Annotated in this window: 22 protein-coding genes; 13 read left to right on the top strand and 9 right to left on the bottom strand. The window is 64.2% G+C overall.

Annotated features, from left to right (window positions below; genetic code table 11):
* Positions 1-18: 18 nt before the first annotated feature.
* From accD to IHE39_RS08325, 4 genes are read right to left on the bottom strand one after another with little or no spacing between them, the layout of a single operon-like run.
* The gene (gene accD, locus IHE39_RS08340; RefSeq protein ID WP_184768429.1) at positions 19-942 is read right to left on the bottom strand and encodes an acetyl-CoA carboxylase, carboxyltransferase subunit beta; all 924 of its coding nucleotides are present in this window, start codon (positions 940-942) and stop codon (positions 19-21) included.
* A gap of 36 nt (positions 943-978) precedes the next feature.
* Positions 979-1,821: a tryptophan synthase subunit alpha gene (gene trpA, locus IHE39_RS08335; protein WP_184768430.1), complete on the bottom strand. Its 843-nt coding sequence runs from the start codon at positions 1,819-1,821 to the stop codon at positions 979-981.
* A 2-nt stretch (positions 1,822-1,823) separates the two neighbouring features.
* Positions 1,824-3,074 carry a tryptophan synthase subunit beta gene (gene trpB / locus IHE39_RS08330; protein WP_192566160.1) on the bottom strand — a complete coding sequence of 417 codons (1,251 nt, stop codon included), beginning with the start codon at positions 3,072-3,074 and terminating at the stop codon, positions 1,824-1,826.
* Positions 3,075-3,102: 28 nt separating this feature from the next.
* Positions 3,103-3,762 (bottom strand): phosphoribosylanthranilate isomerase, encoded by a 660-nt coding sequence (locus IHE39_RS08325; protein WP_192566159.1) that lies wholly within the window; start codon positions 3,760-3,762, stop codon positions 3,103-3,105.
* Positions 3,763-4,051: 289 nt separating this feature from the next.
* Here IHE39_RS08325 and IHE39_RS08320 point away from each other — a divergent pair, with 289 nt between their 5' ends.
* Positions 4,052-4,963: a LysR family transcriptional regulator gene (locus IHE39_RS08320; protein ID WP_246485431.1), complete on the top strand. Its 912-nt coding sequence runs from the start codon at positions 4,052-4,054 to the stop codon at positions 4,961-4,963.
* 38 nt (positions 4,964-5,001) lie between these two features.
* Here the strand turns inward: IHE39_RS08320 and IHE39_RS08315 are convergent, their stop codons facing one another.
* The 4 genes from IHE39_RS08315 to IHE39_RS08300 form a co-directional block, all read right to left on the bottom strand.
* Positions 5,002-5,760, bottom strand: a complete 759-nt coding sequence (locus IHE39_RS08315) for a M48 family metallopeptidase (RefSeq protein ID WP_192566583.1) — start codon at positions 5,758-5,760, stop codon at positions 5,002-5,004.
* A gap of 103 nt (positions 5,761-5,863) precedes the next feature.
* Positions 5,864-6,304, bottom strand: coding sequence for a DUF2852 domain-containing protein (locus tag IHE39_RS08310; RefSeq protein WP_184768433.1), 441 nt, complete (start codon positions 6,302-6,304; stop codon positions 5,864-5,866).
* Positions 6,305-6,424: 120 nt separating this feature from the next.
* Positions 6,425-7,567 (bottom strand): benzoate/H(+) symporter BenE family transporter, encoded by a 1,143-nt coding sequence (locus tag IHE39_RS08305; RefSeq protein ID WP_192566158.1) that lies wholly within the window; start codon positions 7,565-7,567, stop codon positions 6,425-6,427.
* Between the two features lie 4 nt (positions 7,568-7,571).
* Complete coding sequence (locus IHE39_RS08300; protein WP_184768435.1) at positions 7,572-8,345, bottom strand: alpha/beta hydrolase; 774 nt, start codon at positions 8,343-8,345, stop codon at positions 7,572-7,574.
* Between the two features lie 199 nt (positions 8,346-8,544).
* Here IHE39_RS08300 and infC point away from each other — a divergent pair, with 199 nt between their 5' ends.
* The 12 genes from infC (at position 8,545) to IHE39_RS08240 (ending at position 18,505) form a co-directional block, all read left to right on the top strand.
* Positions 8,545-9,081 (top strand): translation initiation factor IF-3, encoded by a 537-nt coding sequence (infC, locus tag IHE39_RS08295; protein ID WP_109578358.1) that lies wholly within the window; start codon positions 8,545-8,547, stop codon positions 9,079-9,081.
* A gap of 131 nt (positions 9,082-9,212) precedes the next feature.
* Complete coding sequence (locus tag IHE39_RS08290) at positions 9,213-9,839, top strand: methyltransferase family protein (RefSeq protein WP_184768436.1); 627 nt, start codon at positions 9,213-9,215, stop codon at positions 9,837-9,839.
* A 209-nt stretch (positions 9,840-10,048) separates the two neighbouring features.
* On the top strand, positions 10,049-10,252 hold the full coding sequence (rpmI, locus tag IHE39_RS08285) for a 50S ribosomal protein L35 (RefSeq protein WP_184768437.1): 204 nt from the start codon (positions 10,049-10,051) through the stop codon (positions 10,250-10,252).
* Positions 10,253-10,287: 35 nt separating this feature from the next.
* Complete coding sequence (gene rplT / locus IHE39_RS08280) at positions 10,288-10,689, top strand: 50S ribosomal protein L20 (protein WP_184768438.1); 402 nt, start codon at positions 10,288-10,290, stop codon at positions 10,687-10,689.
* Positions 10,690-10,803: 114 nt separating this feature from the next.
* Positions 10,804-11,889, top strand: coding sequence for a phenylalanine--tRNA ligase subunit alpha (pheS, locus tag IHE39_RS08275; protein ID WP_184768439.1), 1,086 nt, complete (start codon positions 10,804-10,806; stop codon positions 11,887-11,889).
* Positions 11,886-12,317, top strand: coding sequence for an ASCH domain-containing protein (locus IHE39_RS08270; RefSeq protein ID WP_184768440.1), 432 nt, complete (start codon positions 11,886-11,888; stop codon positions 12,315-12,317). The genes pheS and IHE39_RS08270 overlap by 4 nt, the downstream gene beginning before the upstream one ends.
* Positions 12,314-14,719, top strand: coding sequence for a phenylalanine--tRNA ligase subunit beta (pheT, locus tag IHE39_RS08265; RefSeq protein WP_192566157.1), 2,406 nt, complete (start codon positions 12,314-12,316; stop codon positions 14,717-14,719). The genes IHE39_RS08270 and pheT overlap by 4 nt, the downstream gene beginning before the upstream one ends.
* An 18-nt stretch (positions 14,720-14,737) precedes the next feature.
* Entirely contained in the window at positions 14,738-15,337 is a 600-nt protein-coding gene (locus IHE39_RS08260; RefSeq protein WP_192566156.1) for a nucleotidyltransferase family protein, read from the top strand.
* 57 nt (positions 15,338-15,394) lie between these two features.
* Positions 15,395-15,973, top strand: a complete 579-nt coding sequence (locus tag IHE39_RS08255) for a cytochrome b (RefSeq protein WP_210327523.1) — start codon at positions 15,395-15,397, stop codon at positions 15,971-15,973.
* A gap of 69 nt (positions 15,974-16,042) precedes the next feature.
* Positions 16,043-16,621 carry a YceI family protein gene (locus IHE39_RS08250; protein WP_184768444.1) on the top strand — a complete coding sequence of 193 codons (579 nt, stop codon included), beginning with the start codon at positions 16,043-16,045 and terminating at the stop codon, positions 16,619-16,621.
* 90 nt (positions 16,622-16,711) lie between these two features.
* Complete coding sequence (locus tag IHE39_RS08245) at positions 16,712-17,698, top strand: Gfo/Idh/MocA family protein (RefSeq protein WP_192566154.1); 987 nt, start codon at positions 16,712-16,714, stop codon at positions 17,696-17,698.
* A gap of 108 nt (positions 17,699-17,806) precedes the next feature.
* Positions 17,807-18,505 carry a spermidine synthase gene (locus IHE39_RS08240; RefSeq protein ID WP_184768446.1) on the top strand — a complete coding sequence of 233 codons (699 nt, stop codon included), beginning with the start codon at positions 17,807-17,809 and terminating at the stop codon, positions 18,503-18,505.
* A gap of 27 nt (positions 18,506-18,532) precedes the next feature.
* Here IHE39_RS08240 and IHE39_RS08235 read toward each other — a convergent pair whose 3' ends face one another.
* Positions 18,533-19,642, bottom strand: a complete 1,110-nt coding sequence (locus IHE39_RS08235; RefSeq protein WP_192566153.1) for a zinc metalloprotease HtpX — start codon at positions 19,640-19,642, stop codon at positions 18,533-18,535.
* Positions 19,643-19,728 lie beyond the last annotated feature (86 nt).

Raw genomic sequence — 19,728 nt, 5'->3', positions numbered from 1 at the left:
CTACGCTGCTGCGTCGGATCAGGCCTGCGGGCGGCGTTCCGGTACGGGTACGACGGGCGGCAGGATCTCGGCTTCGACAGCCTTGGCTGCCACGGGCGCCTTGGTCAGGATCTTGAGCAGGTTGGCAACCGTCGACTTCATTTCGAGCCGCGACACCACCATGTCGACCATGCCGTGGTCCATCAGGTACTCCGAGCGCTGGAAGCCCTCGGGCAGCTTTTCGCGGATCGTCTGCTCGATGACGCGTGGGCCGGCAAAGCCGATCAGTGCGCCCGGCTCGGCGATATGCACGTCGCCCAGCATCGCATAGGAGGCGGTCACGCCACCGGTCGTCGGGTTGGTCAGCACCACGATGTAGGGCAGGCCGGCTTCCTTGTGCCGGTCGACCGCGACAGTCGTGCGCGGCAGCTGCATTAGCGACAAGATGCCTTCCTGCATGCGTGCGCCGCCGGAGGCGGCGAACAGGATCATCGGCCGCTTCTTCTCGAGCGCGACCTCGAAGGCGCGGATGATGGCGTCGCCCGCGGCCATGCCGAGCGAACCGCCCATGAAGGCGAAGTCCTGCACGGCGACGACTACGGGCAGGCCCTCGATCTTGCCGGTACCCGACAGGATCGCGTCTTCCATGCCGGTCTTGGTCCTGGCGTCCTTCAGGCGGTCGACATAACGCTTCTCGTCGCGGAACTTGAGCGGGTCGACCATCACCTTGGGATTGTCGATCTGCTCGTAGCGGCCTTCGTCGAAGAAGAAGCGCAGCCGCTCCTTGGCCGAAATCTTCATGTGATGGCCCGAGGACGGGATGACGTACTGGTTTTCCTCGAGGTCCTTGTGGAACACCATCTCGCCGCTCTCGGGATCCTTGATCCAGAGATTGTCGGGCATTTCCCGGCGGCCAAGCATCGAGTTGATCTTGGGGCGGACGTAATTGGTAATCCAGTTCATGGCAGTGGTCCTCTTCGAGCCCAGGACATGGGGTATTTATTGGGCGGGAGCAAGGCGTGCGGCGCGAACGCCTTGGGACAAGCCGGTGACCAGCGTTGCCACGGCTTCGGCCGGATCGGCGGTCTTTTCGCCCTTTGGCCCGATGACATTGGCAACAGCATTGACGATCGCCGTGCCGACAACCACGCCGTCGGCCGATGCGCCGATGGTGCGTGCCTGCTCGGCGGTCTTGACGCCGAAGCCGACGCAGACGGGCAGGTCGGTATGCGACTTGATGCGCCGGACAGCCTCGGCGACCTTTGACGTGTCGGCAAGGGCCGATCCGGTGATGCCGGTCATCGAGACATAATAGACGAAGCCCGACGTGTTCTCGAGCACCTTGGGCAGGCGCTTGTCGTCGGTCGTCGGCGTTGCCAGGCGGATGAAGTTGATGCCGGCCTTGAGTGCGGGGATGCACAGCTCGGCGTCCATCTCCGGCGGCAGGTCGACGATGATCAGGCCATCGATGCCGGAAGCGACCGCGTCGGTGAGAAAGCGGTCGACGCCGTAGATGTAGATCGGGTTGTAGTAGCCCATCATGACGATCGGCGTGTCGTTGTCGCCGGCGCGGAATTCGCGCGCCATCTCAAGTGTCCTGGCCAGTGTCTGGCCAGCCTTCAGCGCGCGCAGGCCGGCAGCCTGGATCGCCGGGCCGTCGGCCATCGGGTCGGAAAACGGCATGCCGAGCTCGATGATGTCGCTGCCGGCCTTGGGCAGCGCCTTCATGATCGACAGCGAGGTCTCGTAGTCGGGGTCGCCGCCCATGAAGTAGGTCACCAGTGCGGGGCGTCCCTCGGCCTTCAGCTTCGCCATGCGGCGGTCGATGCGGGTGGTCGTCATGATCAGATCTCCATGCCCAGCATCTTGGCCACCGTATGCACGTCCTTGTCGCCGCGGCCCGACAGGTTGACGATCATCACCTTGTCCTTGCCCATCGTTGGCGCGACCTTGACCGCATGCGCAATGGCATGGGCGGATTCGAGTGCCGGGATGATGCCTTCGACCTTGGTGGTCAGCTGGAACGCCTCGAGCGCCTCGTCGTCGAGGATCGGCACATAGTCGACCCGGCCGCTGTCGCGCAGCCACGAATGCTCGGGGCCGACGCCGGGATAGTCGAGACCGGCCGAGATCGAGTGGCCGTCGAGGATCTGGCCATCGTCGTTCTGCAGCAGGTAGGTGCGGTTGCCGTGCAGCACGCCGGGCTTGCCGGCGCTCATCGAGGCGCAATGCTCGATGCCGTCGAGGCCACGGCCGCCGGCTTCGATGCCGACGATCTTGACGCTGCGGTCGTCGAGGAAGGGATGGAACAGGCCAATCGCATTCGAGCCGCCACCGACGGCAGCGACGATCATGTCGGGCAAACGCCCTTCCTGTTCGAGGATCTGGGCGCGCGCCTCGGTGCCGATCACCGACTGGAAGTCACGCACGAGCTCCGGATAGGGGTGCGGGCCGGCGGCGGTGCCGATCAGATAGTAGGTGTCGTGCACATTGGTGACCCAGTCGCGCAGCGCCTCGTTCATGGCGTCCTTCAACGTGCCGTGGCCGGCACTGACCGGGCGCACTTCGGCACCCAAAAGCTTCATGCGGAAGACGTTGGGCTTTTGCCGCTCGACGTCGGTGGCGCCCATATAGACGAAACAGGGGAAGCCGAAGCGGGCGGCGACGGTCGCCGACGCCACGCCATGCTGGCCGGCACCTGTTTCGGCGATGATGCGGGTCTTGCCCATGCGCTTGGCAAGCAGGATCTGGCCGAGGCAGTTGTTGATCTTGTGCGAGCCGGTGTGGTTGAGGTCCTCGCGCTTGAAATAGATCTTGGCGCCGCCGCCGAGGCCCTTCGCTGCGGAAACGTCACGAAGATGGCGGGTCAGGCCTTCGGCGTAATAGAGCTTGGAGGGCCGGCCGGCATAATGGGTCGACAGGTCACTCAACTCGGCCTTGAAAGACGGATCGTTCTTGGCCTCGTCCCAGTGGCGCTGCAGGTCGAGGATCAGCGGCATCAGCGTCTCGGCGACGAAGCGGCCGCCGAAAATGCCGAACATGCCCTGCTCGTCGGGACCGGTGCGGAAGGAATTGGGCTCAGTCGGCTGGTTCATGGCCGATCTCCTTGCGGCTGGAGGCTGGTCAGGCGGCGCTGCGGTCGCTCGCTGCCCGGACGGCCCTGAAGAAATTTTCGATCAGCGCCGCTTCCTTGACGCCCGGTGCGCTTTCCACGCCCGAGGAAATGTCGATGCCGGGCGGATTCGCGAGCCTGAGGGCGTCGCCGATATTGGCGGCGTTCAAGCCACCGGAAAGCATGTAATCGACGGAGGCGTCAAGGCCCGCCAGCAACCGCCAGTCGAAGGAAACGCCATTGCCGCCGGGCAATTCGGACCCTGCGGGCGGCTTGGCGTCGAAAAGCACCCGGTCGGCGACACCGCCGTAAGCTGCGATCGCGTTCAAGTCCGCTGCCTCGCGGATCGAAAAGGCCTTCATCACGGGCAGGCCGTAGCGCGCCTTGACCTCGGCCACGCGCTCGGGCGTTTCCTTGCCGTGCAACTGCAGCATGTCGGGTTTAACCGCCGCCACGATCCCGTCGAGGAACGCGTCACTGGCATCGACGGTCACGGCAACTGCTTGCGCCCGGCCCTTCGCGGCCTCGCGCAGCCGCCCGGCTAGCTCAGGTGAAACGTTGCGCGGGCTCTTGGCGAAGAAGATGAAGCCGACATGGCTCGCGCCATTGTTTAGCGCGGCGTCGAACGTTTCGGCGGTGCTGAGGCCGCAGATCTTGATGTCGAGTGCCATGGGCCGGAATTGGCACGAAAAGGCGGCGAAGTCGAGAACAGCTTGCGAAACGCAAGCGTCAGCCAGTGACTGACAGCGCCGGCAGATCCAGAAATGGCCTTGCGGCGCTCATCTACAGCGATCGCCCGGAAGTGGTCGTGGTCGATTGGCTTGCGGGACGACGGACTTGATTCAGGCGGTTCGGGATGCATGGCCGATCCTCGGTGAAGACATGCCGAGGAACTATCATTTCCACGAATTCGCATAATCAGCTAGATTGTCGATGCATTCATGACTTGAGATCACGAATATGGCTTCATCGGATGATATGAAGGCGTTTGTGCGCGTCGTCGACCAGGGCTCCTTCGCCAAGGCGGCCGAAGATCTGCGCGTCACGCCGTCGGCGCTCTCAAAACTTGTGTCGCGTCTTGAAGACAGGCTTGGCGTCCGGCTTCTGACGCGCACGACGCGCCGGCTGGCGCTGACCTCAGAGGGATCGCAGTTCCTTGAGCGGGCACGCGAAGTGCTCGAACTCATCGACCTGGCCGAGGCCGATGTCCAGTCCGCGCGGGCGAAGCCGAAGGGGCTGCTGCGCGTCAATTCCAGCACCGGCTTTGCCAGGCAGACCTTGCTTCATGCGGTGCCGGAGTTCCTCAGGCGCTATCCCGAGGTTTCGGTCGACCTGACCCTGACCGACCGGCTGATTGACCCCGTCGCCGAGCAGGTCGATATCGTCATCCGCGGCAGCCCGACATCGGGCTCCGACATGGTGGTACGCCAGCTGGCCGAGGGGCGCCGCCTGATCTGTGCTGCGCCTTCCTATCTGACACGCGCCGGCACGCCGCGCTCAGCCGCCGACCTCGCGGGCCACAACTGCATCCCGCTTTCGGGTCAGTCGGCACCGACGACATGGCCGCTGGCGAGCGAAAACGGTGTCGTGCGCTTCCAGCCCTCGGGCAATTTCAGTTGCGACAATGTCGGCATGTTGTTCGACCTTGCGATCGAGGGCCACGGCATCGTCCGCCTCGCCGATTTCGTCGTCGGCCAGGCTGTGCGCGAGGGGCGGCTCGTCGAGATCCTTGGAGACATCAACCGCTCGGATACGATCTCGCTCTGGTGCCTGATGCCCAAGGGACGCTTCCGCTCGCCCCGTGTGCAGGTGTTCTTGGATTTCATGGAGGCGTGGTTGAGGGGCGAGCAGCGAATAGTGAGTAGCAAATAGTGGATGGCGACGAGGCTGGCTCGGGGAGCGCTACTCCCTCATTCGAAAACGATCGCCTGCAGTGCACCGCCATTGCGCTTGAGCCAGGCCTTGCAGCGCTCGGTGTCGGGGCAGAGTTCTTCGCACAGTTTCCAGAATTTCGGGCCGTGGTTCATCTCTCTGAGATGCGCGACCTCGTGGGCGACGAGGTAATTGATGACGGGCGTCGGCGCCATCATGATGCGCCAGGAGAACGACAGCACGCCATCCGAGGTGCAGGAGCCCCAGCGGCTGGTCGTGTCGCGGAAGCGGATCGCCTTGGCGCGGCGGCCGGCGGCCTCGCAGTGCCTGGCCACCATCGCCTCGATGTCGCGCTTGGCTTCTCGCTTGAGGAAGTCGGCGATGCGGCGTGGCAGGTGCTTCCGGTCGCCGTAAACAACGAGCGTCGGCCCGTTTTCGTCCTGCGACTGGCGCACGGTGCCGCGCGTACCGCCCTCATGGACGATCAGATGGGGGGTGCCGCGAATGGGGATCTTGATGCCGGGTCGCACCTGTGGCCGGTCCGGCACCTTGGCAAGTCGCTGTTCGAGCCAACCCTGGTGACGGTCGAGGAAACGGTCGACCTCGCCCTGGCGCAGGCCGGGCGGCACGGTAATCCGCAGGCCGCGGCCGCCGGCGTCGATGCGCAGCGTCAGCCGACGTGCCCGGTCGTTCTCGACGATCCTGAGCGGCAGCGTGCGTCCGGCAACGACATGATCCCGTTCCAGGACGGGTGCCGGCGCCGGCTTGGTCAGCTTGCGGAAGAAGCCAAAGGACATGGTGGCGAGACTAGATGATTCGAGTGACATCGGCGCAATAGAAACGGCGCCGCGTTCACGGCGCCGTTAGCATTCAACGGTTCGGGCAACGGTTCGGTTGGCCTCAGTCGTCAAGCAGGCCCGACTTGCCGCCCTTCTTGGGCGTAACGGTCGGGGCCGTCGGCTTGTGGCGGTTGGCCATGAAGCGGTCGAAGTCGTCCTGGTCCTTGGCCCGGCGCAGTTCGCGGGCATAGGCGTCGAATTCGTCGCGCATCTCGTCGAGCTTGCGACGCTCTTCGTTCAGGCGCTCGAGTTCCTTCTCGCGCCAGTCGTCGAAGGCGACGTTGCCGGTGTTTGCGCTGGCCCGGTAAGAAGCCTTGCGGCAGCCGGCGAAGACGCCGTCGGTCGCACGGTTGACGTCGCGCTTGAAACCGTCAAGCCGGTCGCCCCAGATGATGTAGGCAAGCATGGCGAGGCCGAGCGGCCAGAACACCATGAAGCCGATCACCATCAACGCGATGGTTGCCGGCGTCCAGGCCGGACGGATCAGTGCAGTCGTGTTCATAGTAGATTGCCGTTCCTTTGTTCGAGGCAGCCAGGGAAAAAGCTGCTCCAAACGACATGGGAAAGCAAAAATGGCGATTCAAGACGGTGTCGGCCAAAACCGGACAAAGCCTTGCGAATCCTAGCCTTTTTTGAGGCTCTCGAGCACCAGCACGACAAGCCCGGCGACCAGCCCCCAAAAAGCCGAGCCGATGCCGAGCAGCGTCAGCCCCGAGGCGGTGACCACGAAGGCGATCGTCGCCGCCATGCGATGATGCTCGTCCTTGAGTGCAATGGCGAGTGCATTGGCCAGCGACGAAACCAGCCCCAGCCCCGCCACCAGCACGATCAGGCTCGGCGGCAGCACGGCGAACACCGCCACCAGCGACGCGCCGAAAGCGGCGAAGACCAGATAGGCAAGCGCATAGAACGGCCCGGTCTTCCAGCGTTCCTTCATGTCGGGATGCACATCGGGGCCGGTGCAGATCGCGGCCGAGATCGCGGCCAGGTTGGTGGTCGAGGCGCCGAACGGAGCCGACAACACCGAAAACAGCCCGGTGACCCCGATCAGCGGGCCGGGTTCGGGATTATAGCCCGCGGCACGCAGCACGGCGAGGCCCGACAGGTTCTGCGAGGCCATGGTGACGAGGTAGAGCGGCAGCGCCAGGCCTATGGTAGCGGTCAGCGTGAACTCTGGCGCGATCAGCGTCAGCGTCGACAATTCCGGTACGGGCAGGTTGCCGACACGGCCGGTGAGGAATGCCGCCAGCCCGCCGCCGACCAGCACCACCAGCACCGACAGCGCTGGGTTGTACAGCCGGACCAGGAAAAACGCGCCGATCAGCGGCAGGATCAGCCACGGGTCGGAGGGCACCGCCTTGGCGGCATTGATGGCGAAGGTGACGACGATACCGGCCAGCATGCCCGAGGCCACCGAGGCCGGGATGCGCGAGATCAGCTGTGTCAGCGGCTTGATCAGCCCGGTCAGCACCAAGAGCACGCCGGCAACCAGGAATGCACCGACGGCCTCGTTGATGGTGAAGCCGCTGCTGGCAGCGATCAGCGCGGCGCCCGGCGTCGACCATGCCGAGATAACCGGCATCTTCGTTCGCCAAGACAGCCAGGCCGTCTCGAAAGCCATGGCCAGGCAGATGGCGGTGACCCAGCTTGCGGTCTGGATCTGCGTTGCGCCCACGGCGTCGGCGGCGGCGACGATGATGGCGAGCGTGCTGCCGAAGCCGACGATGGCGGCGACGAAGGCCGAAATCGGGATCGAGATGCGCATCGGTTCAGCCAACCCGCGCGATGGTTTCGCCGACCGCGCGTGTCAACAGCTCTAGGTCCTCCGGCCGCGACAGGCGGTGATCGCCGTGCGGCACCAGCGACAGCGTCGCGTCGTCGGCGGGCAACAGGCTCATCAGCTTGAGTGCGTGGCTGTGCGGCACGTCGGGGTCGGCAAGACCCTGGATGATGTGTACCGGACAGTGCGTATGGATCGGCCCTGTCATGACCAGGTTCTTCCGTCCGTCTTCGATCAGCGCACGGGTGTAGATGTAGGGCTCCGGCGAATATTGCGACGGCTCCTCGAAATAGCCCTGCTCGGCAAGGTCCCGGCGCTGCGCCTCGGTCAGTTCAGGCTCTATCAATTCGGCGGTGAAATCGGCCGCCGGCGCAAGCAGCACGAGCCCGGCGACGCGGTTGCCCTCGCCTGCGGCGTTGAGCTCGGCATTCATGCGCAGCGCGATCCACGCGCCCATCGACGAGCCGACCAGCACCTGCGGCCCTGTCGTGAACTGGCGGAACACGGCAAGGCTCTCGCCCAGCCATTTCGAGATCGTGCCGTCGGCGAAGGCGCCACCGCTTTCACCGTGACCCGAGTAGTCGTGGCGCAGGAAGGCGCGACCTTCGCCTGCTGCCCAGCCGCCTAGCGTCTCGGCCTTGGTGCCGAGCATGTCGGATTTGTAGCCGCCGAGCCAGACGACGCCCGGCGAGGCGCCGGCCTGATGACGCAAGGCGATGCTGATCCCGCCGACGTCGATGAACTCTGGTGCGCTTGCAGTCATCTCAAATCCCCTTGGCAGGGACTTGTGGCACAGCCGGCCTGATGCGGAAAGTGCCCCAAGAATCGTTCTTTTGGGGCAGTTAGCATGCGCACAAGCAGGTGATTTGTTGCGAGTGCTGTGTTATTGACTTCGCCCGCGCGCTACCCACATTGGCGCGTCAGACATTCAACAACGTCAATGGCTCGAGGAGACCACGACCATTCGCAGACCTTTTAAAGCAGCCGCGCCTACCAAGGACGGCCCGCGTTCCAACCGTGACATCCGGGTTCCCCGGGTCCAGCTGATCGACGTCGACGGTTCCAACCGAGGCGATGTTTCCATCAACGACGCACTCCTGGCCGCCGAAGAGGCAGGCCTCGATCTCGTAGAAATTTCCCCCAACGCCACGCCGCCCGTCGTCAAGATCCTTGACCTCGGCAAGCTGAAATACGCCAACCAGAAGAAGGCGGCCGAGGCGCGCAAGAACCAGAAGGTCATCGAGATCAAGGAGATCAAGATGCGCCCGAACATCGACAGCCATGACTACGAGACCAAGATGAAGGCGGTCCGCCGCTTCTTCGAGGAAGGCGACAAGGTCAAGCTGACGCTGCGCTTCCGTGGCCGCGAAATGGCGCATATGGAACTCGGCATGCAGCTCCTCAACAAGGTTCGTGAGGAAACCGCCACCATCGCCAAGGTCGAAGCCGAGCCCAAGCTCGAAGGCCGCCAGATGATGATGGTGCTCGCGCCACGTTGATGCCGCTTTGCGCGGCCAACGGGACGCGCGATGCACTTCTGCCCCGGCATTCGCCGGGGCGACATTCTTCCTTCTCAAGGGTGCCGAACGGCTGACCTGCCCGTGCAGGGACGGCTGGCGGCTGGGCTGGCATGAGTAACAACGGTATGTCGGGGCTGGGCCGATACCAGAGCATGCGCCGGCTCGTGCTGGCCGCGATGGTCGTTGCGATGTTTGCGGCGTTGCTGTTCGGCCAGTCGACCTTTCCGCCCGATACCACCGTGCACGAGGTCGTCGAGATGGTCGGCATCCTGCTGATCTTCCTCGGCATCGTCGGTCGCTTGTGGTGCACGCTTTATATTGGCGGGCGCAAATCGGGTGAGGTCGTCACCGGCGGTCCGTATTCCATCACCCGCAATCCGCTTTACGTCTTTTCGACGCTGGCCGCCGCCGGCGTCGGCGCGCAGATGGGCTCGATTGTCGCGACAATCGGCTTCGCGGCCCTTTGTGCCGCCGCCTTTCACATCGTCATCCTGCGCGAGGAACGGCACCTCGGCGAACTGTTCGGTCCCGCATACCATGCCTATGTCGCCAGGGTGCCGCGCTTCTTCCCCAGGCTCTCGCTCTATCAGGAAGGCGAGACGGCCAGCTTCCGGCCCAAGCTGCTGCTCAACACCTTGCTCGATGGCCTTGTGTTCCTCGTCGCGCTGCCGGTGTTCGAGCTGATCGACCATGCCCAGGTCACGGGCGTGCTCCCAGTGCTGTTCCGCATACCCTGAACCCCAGAGATTCATTGCAATTGCTGCATTTGCGGGTGTTGCGCATTGCGCGGCTTCCGCGTATATAGCCGCGTCCCAGAACCGCCCGGCAGGGCATGCCGTGGCGGTTTCATTTGCTTTTCGGGCTTTGGTCGGCCTGAAAACAACAACATGAAGGGATTTCGCAGCACTTTCGGGTGCCGAGAAATCCTGAAGAACGGAGTAGCAAAATGCCCAAGATGAAGACCAAGTCCGCGGCCAAGAAGCGGTTCAAGATCACCGCGACTGGCAAAGTCCTGGCGGCTGCCGCTGGCAAGCGCCATGGCATGATCAAGCGCACCAACAAGTTCATTCGCGATGCCCGTGGCACGATGGTTCTGGCTGAACCGGATGCCAAGAAGGTCATCAAGAATTTTCTGCCGAACGGCCTCTGAGCCCGGCCTGGACAGCGTTATAAGGAGATCATGACATGGCACGTGTAAAAAGAGGCGTTACCGCCCACGCCAAGCACAAGAAGGTTCTCGAGCAGGCCAAGGGTTTCTACGGCCGCCGCAAGAACACCATCCGCATTGCCAAGCAGGCGGTGGAAAAGTCGAAGCAGTACGCTTACCGCGACCGCAAGAACCGCAAGCGCAACTTCCGCGCCCTGTGGGTCCAGCGTATCAACGCAGCGGTCCGCGAGCACGGCCTGACATATGGCCGCTTCATCGACGGCCTGAACAAGGCCAACATCGAGATCGATCGCAAGATCCTCTCCGACATGGCAATCCATGAGCCGCAGGCATTCGCCACGCTCGTGGCCAAGGCCAAGGTTGCTCTTGAATACCTCAAGAACACCACCCCGAATGCTTTTGAAAGCGCTGTTGCTTAACCAGCGCCTTCCCAAGCATCACAGACTTGATTTGGGAAACCCGCGCTGGCACGGCTGGCGCGGGTTTTTCTTTGCCGCAACGAAGGGCCGCTAGGGCCGCAACGGAACTGGACCATGAGCGATCTTGAAACTCTCGAACAATCGCTGCTGAGCGACATCGCTTCCGCCGCCGACGAGCAGGCGATCGAGGCGGTGCGCGTCGCAGCCCTCGGCAAGAAGGGCTCGGTCTCGGAGATGCTGAAGACGCTCGGCGCGATGAGCCCCGAGGAGCGCCAGACCAAGGGGCCCGTTATCAACGGCCTCAAGAACCGCGTCACCGATGCGCTGACCGCCCGCAAGAGCGAACTGCGCGACGTCGCCATCAATGCCCGCCTGATCGCCGAAAAGGTCGACGTCACCTTGCCGGTGCGCCAGTCTCCGGCCGAGCGTGGCCGCATCCATCCGATCAGCCAGGTCATCGACGAGATCGCGGCGATCTTCGGCGATCTCGGCTTCGCCATAGCCGAAGGTCCCGATGTCGAGACCGACCACTACAATTTCACCGCGCTGAACTTCCCCGAGGGACATCCGGCGCGCGAGATGCACGACACCTTCTTCTTCCCGCCTGACGCCAATGGCGAGCGCAAGCTTTTGCGCACCCATACCTCGCCGGTACAGATCCGCACCATGGAGACGCAGAAGCCGCCGATTCGCATCGTCATCCCTGGAAAAACCTACCGCCAGGATTCAGACGCGACGCACTCGCCGATGTTCCATCAGGTCGAGGGCCTGGTGATCGACAAGACCGCCAACATCGCCAACATGAAGTGGGTGCTGGAGGAGTTCTGCAAGGCGTTCTTCGAGGTGCCGTCCGTCAAGATGCGCTTCCGTCCGTCGTTCTTCCCGTTCACCGAGCCGAGCCTCGAGGTCGACATCCAGTGCGACCGTTCGCGGCCGGGCGAAGTGCGCTTCGGCGAAGGCAACGACTGGATGGAGATCCTCGGCTGCGGCATGGTTCACCCGAACGTGCTGCGCCATGGTGGCCTCGATCCTGACGAGTACCAGGGTTTTGCCTGGGGCATGGGCATCGACCGCATCGCCATGCTGAAATACGGCATGCCCGACCTGCGCGCCTTCTTCGACGCCGATGTGCGCTGGCTTCAGCATTACGGCTTCCGCCCGCTCGACATCCCGACGCTGTTCGGTGGCCTGAGCGCATGAGTGAAGCCGCCGACCGATATGCCGGTGCGGTGACCTTCGCTTTTGGCGACAGCCCGGAGCTCGCCGACGAGCTGTTGGCGCTGGTGCTGTCGGGCCGCAAGACCGCGACCTGCGGTGCGTTGCGCGATTACGGCGGCGACGAGCCGGTGCCTGAGGTCGGCCGCCGCGACGTCGTGCTCGATGGCCAGGGTCGGCGCGCCGCGGTCATCGAGACAGTCGAGGCGATCCAGCGTCGCTTCGACGAGGTCGATGCCGAGTTTGCTGCCGCCGAAGGCGAGGGCGACCTGTCCTACGAATATTGGCGCGAGGCCCACGAGGGCTATTTCGCCCGCAATGGCGGCTTTTCGCCTGACATGATTTTGGTTTGCGAGCGGTTCCGGCTGGTGGAAGTGCTCGACCGCAACGACACGAAACGAGTGAACCCATGAAATTCACCCTCTCCTGGCTCAAGGACCATCTCGACACCGACGCCTCGCTCGAGCAGATCGTCGAGCGGCTGACCTCGATCGGCCTCGAAGTCGAATCCGTCGACGACAAGGCGGCACTCAAGCCCTTCGTCATCGCCAAGGTGCTGACGGCAAGCAGGCATCCTGACGCCGACAAGTTGCAGGTGCTGACCGTCGACACCGGCGACGGCAAACCCGTCCAGGTCGTTTGTGGCGCGCCTAATGCGCGGGCCGGCCTGATCGGCGCCTTCGCCGCTCCCGGCGCCTACGTTCCCGGCATCGACGTCACGCTGTCGGTCGGCAAGATCCGCGGTGTCGAAAGCCACGGCATGATGTGCTCCGAGCGCGAACTGCAGCTGTCGGACGAGCACAACGGCATCATCGACCTGCCGGCCGATGCGCCTGTTGGCACGTCCTTCGCCACCTATGCCCAACTCGACGATCCGGTCATCGAGATCAACCTGACGCCCAACCGCCCCGACGCCACCAGCGTCCATGGCATCGCGCGTGATCTCGCGGCGAGCGGGCTCGGAAAATTGATTTACGGCGCCGTGGAGCCGGTTGACGGCGAGGGCGCTTGCCCGGTCAAGGTTTCGATCGAGGCGCCGGAACTGTGCCCCGGCTTCGCGCTCCGTCTGGTGCGCGGTGTCAACAACGGCCCCTCGCCAAAGTGGATGCAGCAGCGCCTGCTCGCCATCGGCCTACGCCCGATCAATGCGCTGGTCGACATCACCAACTACGTCACCTTCGACCGTGGCCGCCCGCTGCACGTCTTCGATGCCAAAAAGGTCGCCGGCAATCTGGTCGTTCGTCGTGGCCGCGACGGCGACAAGGTCATGGCGCTCGACGGTCGCGAATATGTGCTGACACCTGAGATGTGTGTCATCGCCGACGACAATGGCGTCGAGTCGATTGCCGGCATCATGGGTGGCGAGCATTCCGGTTGCGACGAAAACACCACTGACGTGTTGATCGAATCCGCTCTGTGGGACCCGATCACCACGGCCCGCACCGGCCGTGCACTCGGCATCATCACAGATGCACGCTATCGCTTCGAGCGTGGCGTCGACCCCGAATTCATGGTTCCGGGTGTCGAGCTGGCAACCAAGCTGGTGCTGGAGCTCTGCGGCGGTCAGCCGACCAAGACCGATGTGACAGGTTATGCTGGCTACACAGCCAAGGTGGTTTCCCTGCCGCTTTCCGAGATCAAGCGCCTGACCGGCATCGAAGTGCCGAAGGCCGAAAGCCTCGCTATCCTGACCCGTCTCGGCTTCATGCCGAAGGGTGATGGCGACGTCGTTGATGTCACCGTGCCGTCCTGGCGTCCCGATGTCGATGGCAAGGCCGATCTGGTCGAAGAAGTCATGCGTATCCACGGTGTCGATAACATCGCGCCGCAGCCGCTCGGCGCGCATGACGCCGTCAATGGCAAGATCCTGACCACGCTGCAGATCCGCACCCGCTCGGCTCGGCGCGCGCTCGCCGTGCGTGGCATGATGGAGGCCGTCACCTGGTCGTTCATCCCGGCCAAGCATGCCGAGCTGTTCGGCGGCGGCCAGGACAGCCTCAAGCTATCGAACCCGATCGCCTCGGATATGTCCGACATGCGGCCTTCGCTGCTGCCCGGCCTGATCGCCGCTGCCCAGCGCAATGCCGATCGTGGCCTCAGCGACGTCGCATTGTTCGAGGTCTCCGGCGTCTATGAAAACGACACGGCCGAAGGCCAGCGTCGCGTCGCCGCGGGCGTCCGTCGCGGCACCGCCAAGCTCGAAGGTTCGGGTCGCAACTGGTCGGGCAATTCAGGCAATGTCGGTGTTTTCGACGCCAAGGCCGATGCCATCGCTGCGCTCGAAGCCTGCGGCGCACCTATTGACCGGCTGCAGATCGAGATTGGCGCGCCGGCCTGGTACCACCCGGGCCGTTCCGGCGTGATCAAGCTCGGCCCCAAGGTCGTGCTCGGCACCTTCGGCGAGTTCCACCCCAGGACGCTCGAAGGTCTCGACGTATCGGGCCCGCTCTGCGGCTTCGAGGTCTATGTCGATGCCGTTCCCGAGCCCAAGGCCAAGCCGACCAAGACCAAGCCCAAGCTCGAACTTTCGGCCTTCCAGGCGGTCAAGCGCGACTTCGCCTTCGTCGTCGACAAGGCCGTCGAGGCCGGCACGCTGACCCGCGCCGCACTTGCCGCCGACAAGAAGCTGATCACTGCCGTTTCGGTGTTCGACATCTTCGAAGGTGCCTCGCTCGGCGAAGGCAAGAAGTCGATCGCCATCGAGGTGTCGATCCAGCCGGTCGAAAAGACCTTGACCGACCAGGATTTCGAAGCACTTGCCGCCCGCATCATCGACAACGTCAAGAAGCAGACCGGCGGCGTGCTGCGCAGCTGACCATCCTTGGGGTGCGGCATGGAGCATCTGCGATATAAGGGCCTGCCGTTTGAAGACCAGCGGCAGGTCCTGCTCGACATTCTCCTCGCCGACCCGATCGTCCGTCCCGCGCTCGCTGCGGCCGACAAGCTTGACCTGCCGCAATGGATGCTGGTTTCCGGCGCGCTCTACAACAGCGTCTGGAACCGTCTGACCGGCCGTCCTGCCGGCCACGGCATCAAGGATGTCGACCTGTTCTATTTCGACGGTTCGGACCTCTCCTGGGAGGCCGAGGACGCTATCATCCGCCGAGGCACTGACGCCTTCGCGCATCTGCCGCTGCCGGTCGAGATTCGCAACCAGGCCCGCGTCCATCTCTGGTTCGAGGATCATTTCGGTTCGCCTCGCGCCCCGCTCGGCTCCAGTGCCGAGTCGCTCGAACACTTCGCCTCGCGCACCCATGCCGTCGGCCTCGCCCTTGTCGATGGCACACCGCAGGTCTGGGCGCCGTTCGGCCTCGACGACATTTTCGCCTTCCGGATCACGCCCAACCATCGCAACGACAACCGCGCCACCCATGAGGCCAAGGGCCGGCGCGCCAGGCAGATGTGGCCGGAGGTCACCGTCTTCGACTGGTAGGCGCCTGTTCCGGGACGAATTCCGCCCCAGATTCGTTGTGCGACCGAGGTGGCGTCGATGCTGCGCAACACCAACACCCGCTACGGCTGGGCCGCGATCGTCCTTCATTGGCTGATCGGGCTGATCTTCATCGGCCAGTTCGTGCTTGGCTGGACGATGGTGCGCATGACCAGCCAGCGCACCGCCTTCGCGCTGATCCAGCTGCACAAATCCTTCGGTTTCCTGCTGCTCGGGCTGGTGCTCGTCCGCATTGGCTGGCGGCTCGCCAATCCGAGACCTGAGCTGCCCGGGGAGGTCGGCCCGGTCGAGCGCCGCGCGGCCCCGGCCGTTCATTTTCTGCTCTACGTTGCACAGCTCGTGGTGCCGCTGTCGGGGTGGGTGCTGGTGTCGGTCTCGGTGCTCGAAATCCCCTCGGTGCCGTTCAACCTGTTCGTCATGCCGCATCTGCCGCTCGGCATATCCGAGCAGGCCGAGAATCTCTGGATCTTCGGCCACAAGTGGCTGGCCTATGCCGCGATCGCCCTGGTCGTGCTGCACATTCTGGCGGCCTTTCGCCATCATTTCTGGCAGCGCGACGTCGTGCTGGCCAGGATGATTTCGCCCTTTTTCGCAAGCCGGACGCGAAAGCCGGAATAGGCGCAGCCGCCAGTTCGTTTGTCTCGGTGCGCGGCTGCGACGGGCCGTGCCATCAGGGAGTATGGTGACATGTCTTTGCGTGTTCTTGGCGTTGCAGCGCTCGTTGCGTTCGGGCTTGTCGACAGCACCGCCTCGGCGGTGGCGCTGTCCGATGCCGCCGGGCGCTATGCCATCTCCAGCAGCGGTTCGAGCATCCGCTTTGCCATCGGCAAGATCGGCGGCGGCGGGCTCGCCGGCGCCTTTGGTCAGTTCAAGGGCACGATCCGCATCGACGGCGGCGATATCGGCCGCTCCAAGGTCGACATCACCATCTTCCCCGACAGCGTCGGCACCGGTCAGGGCCGCATCGATGCGTTCCTGAAGTCGGACGCCGTCTTCGACGTCGCCAATTCGAGCCAGATCACCTTCCGCTCGACCAGCGTACAGCGCACCGGCGAAAATTCGGCCGTCATCACCGGCCAGCTGACGGCGCGCGGCCACACCAACACCGAAAAATTCACTGCCGAGCTGCAAGGCATGAAGGGCGGGCAGATCCGCTTCCATGTCAGTGGCAAGGTGTTCCGCTCGCGCTACCAGATGGATGTCGGCACGCCGATCTATTCCAACATCGTTGCGTTCGACATGGAGTTCAGTGGGCGTCGCGGCTGAGCCAGATAGGCTCTGGCATTTGGCGGCCGCTTCCGCCAATCTCCTGAAGCGGCCACCAGGCCAGCTTTTCCCTTTGTGCTCGGAGGCCAGATGTTTCGTTGGGGCGTACTTTCGACAGCCAAGATCGGCCGCGACCAGCTGCTGCCGGCGATCGCCGATTCCGACAATGGCGTGGTGGCAGCCGTCGCCAGCCGCGACGTCGGCAAGGCCCGGGCGCTGGCCGACCGCTTCGGTGCGCCGCATGCCTTCGGCTCTTATGACGAGCTGCTCGCCTCCGACATTGTCGACGGCGTCTACATCCCGCTGCCGACCTCGCAGCATCTCGAATGGGCGGCCAGGGCGGCCGAAGCCGGCAAGCACGTGCTGGTCGAAAAGCCGCTGGCGCTGAATGCCCAGGACATCGCGCCTCTGATCGCCATCCGCGACCGCAAGAAGGTGGTCGTCGCCGAGGCTTTCATGGTCACCTACCACCCGCAGTGGCTCAAGGTACGCGACCTGATATCAGCGGGTGCGATCGGCAAGCTCAAGCATGTCCAGGGCGCGTTTTCCTATTTCAACGTCGACCCCAACAACATGCGCAACCAGCTCGATCTCGGTGGCGGCGCCCTGGCCGACATCGGCGTCTATCCGACGGTGACGACGCGCTTTTCCACCGGCAAGGAGCCGCACCGCGTGCAGGCGAGCATCGAGCGCGACCCGAAATTCGGCACCGACATCTATTCCAGCGTGCGCGCCGACTTCGGCGATTTTGAGCTGTCCTTCTACCTGTCGACCCAGCTCGCCAACCGCCAGCTGATGGTCTTCCATGGCGACAAGGGTTTCATCGAGGTTCACTCGCCGTTCAACGCCGGGCTCTACGACCATCACCGCGTCGAACTGCACAATGCCGGCCACAATGAAGCAACCGTGTTCCGTTTCCCCGGTGCGCAGCAGTATCGGCTTCAGGTCGAGACCTTTGTGCGCGCAGCGCAAGGTGGCAAGGATCACGTCTTTTCGCTCGAGGAGTCGGTGCTCAACCAGAAGGTCATCGATGCCATCTTCCGCGCCGGCGAACATGATGGCTGGGAGGCGGTTTAGGCCGCCAACCCTTCGGGCCAACCCGCTGCCGGCAGGGCGAAGGCTGTCGTTTGCGCCGTGCCGTGCTAGGGAGCGCCGCATGATGTCCCACAGCGAAAGCCAGCGCCGATGATTCCCTGGATCGTACTCGACACCGCGAAGATTCCTGGCGGCGGCGAACTGCGCCTCAAGCAGCGCGGCACCGAATTCTCGATCATGCTCGGCTCCAACGAGCTGATGAACAGCCGCCTCAGCGGCTCCGAGGAGGCACTGGCGAAATTGGCCCACGAGCGTATCGGTGGCCGTTCCAAGCCGAAAATCCTGATCGGCGGCCTTGGCATGGGCTTTACCCTGCGCGCCGCACTTGCCCTGTTCGGCAAGGATGCCCGCATCGTCATTGCCGAACTGGTGCCCGAGGTTGTCGCATGGGCGCGCGGGCCGATGGCCGAGCTGTCCGCAGGCGGCCTCGACGACCCGCGCGTCGAGGTGGTGGTGGGCGATGTCGGCAAAGTCATCCGCGATGGCATGGGCACCTATGACGCGATCCTGCTCGACGTCGACAATGGCCCCGAGGGGCTGTCGCGCGACGCCAATGACAGCCTCTACAACTACACTGGCCTCTATGCGGCGAAGACCGCGCTGAAGCCGGGCGGCGTGCTGACGGTCTGGTCGCAAGGACCCGATAAGGCGTTTTCGCGACGCCTGCATGAAAGCGGCTTTGTCACAGACGAGGTCAAGGTCCGCGCCAGCACCAAGGGCAGCGGCGCCCGCCATGTCATCTGGGTCGCGGCGAACGCCGCGCCTGCGGGGTCGAAGGGACGAAGGTAAGGGCGACGTCACCCTGATCAGGGCAAATCACCACCACACGCCGCCGCGCGTGACCCGGATGCGCGGGCGACCACTGTCGGGCGGGTTGAGTGGAGCCTCGCAGGCCGGGCGCGAGTCGTCGGCGAAGTCGGAGTTGGCGGCGTTGATGAAGCCGCGTGCGCCTTTCAGATAGGGGCCGGGACGGGGGCGGATCCGGGGGATGATCGACGGGCGCTGGACATGCGACACGACAGGCTCGGCGGCTGCAACAAGCGCGTCAGGTGTCTCGCTGGTCTTCAGCGCCTTGAGCCGGGCGACGCGATCGGCGGTCAGCGGATGGGTGCGCAGCACCGAGGGGTCGGGGATGCGACCGCTGGGCAGCAGGATGTTTTCCCATACCCTGCCCTGGGCACGTTCGAGCTTGGTCAGTGCCGAGGCAAGCCCATCGGGATCGCCGGTGAGCGAGGCGGCACCCAGATCGGCGTCGAATTCGCGGGTGCGCGACAGCGCCATCTGCAACAATCCGCCGATGGTGGGTGCGGCCAGCAGCACCAGCACCGCCAGCCATGGCACCTGGGTGCCGAAGCCGCCGGCAAAGCCGAACAGGTTGAGGAACAGCGACACCAGCCCGACTGTCGACATGAACGAGGTGAAGCGCGACACCATGTCGGCGAAGGCCATGACCTTCACGTCCTCATGGGCGATGTGGCTGATCTCGTGCGCCAGCACTCCGGCCAGTTCGCGCGGCGTGAGGTTGCGGGCAAGCGCATCGGTGACGGCGATCGCCGCGTCGTCGCGGCGGCCGACGGCAAAGGCGTTCATCATCTTGGAGGGGATGACATAGAGTTTTGGTACCGCCGGAAGCTCGGCGCGGCGGGACAATTCCTGGACGATGCGGAAGCCGGCGGGAAAGTCGGCCGCGTTGACCTCCCTTGCCTTGTACATCGACAGCACCATCTGTGGGCTGATGCGCCGCACCGCCCACATCGAGATGGCGCCGAAGAAAAGCGCATAGAGCAGGCCGGTGCTGCCGGCAAAGGCCCAGGCGGTGACCGCGAGCAGGAGCAGGCTGCCGGCCCCGAGCAGCCATGTTTGCAGCATATTCACTGCACGGTTGCGCCGGTGCTCGAAAAGGTTGATGGATTGAAGCTCGCTCATGTCCCGAATATGAGCTTGCCACAGGCTTTTGCCGAGTCCCCTGCACGGAAAGTTGCAGAACGCTTGCGCTGTCAGGAGCCTGTTCT

Source organism: Aminobacter carboxidus, assembly GCF_014863355.1.
Taxonomy (GTDB): Bacteria; Pseudomonadota; Alphaproteobacteria; order Rhizobiales; family Rhizobiaceae; genus Aminobacter; species Aminobacter carboxidus.
This window is presented reverse-complemented; position numbering and strand designations above follow the sequence as displayed.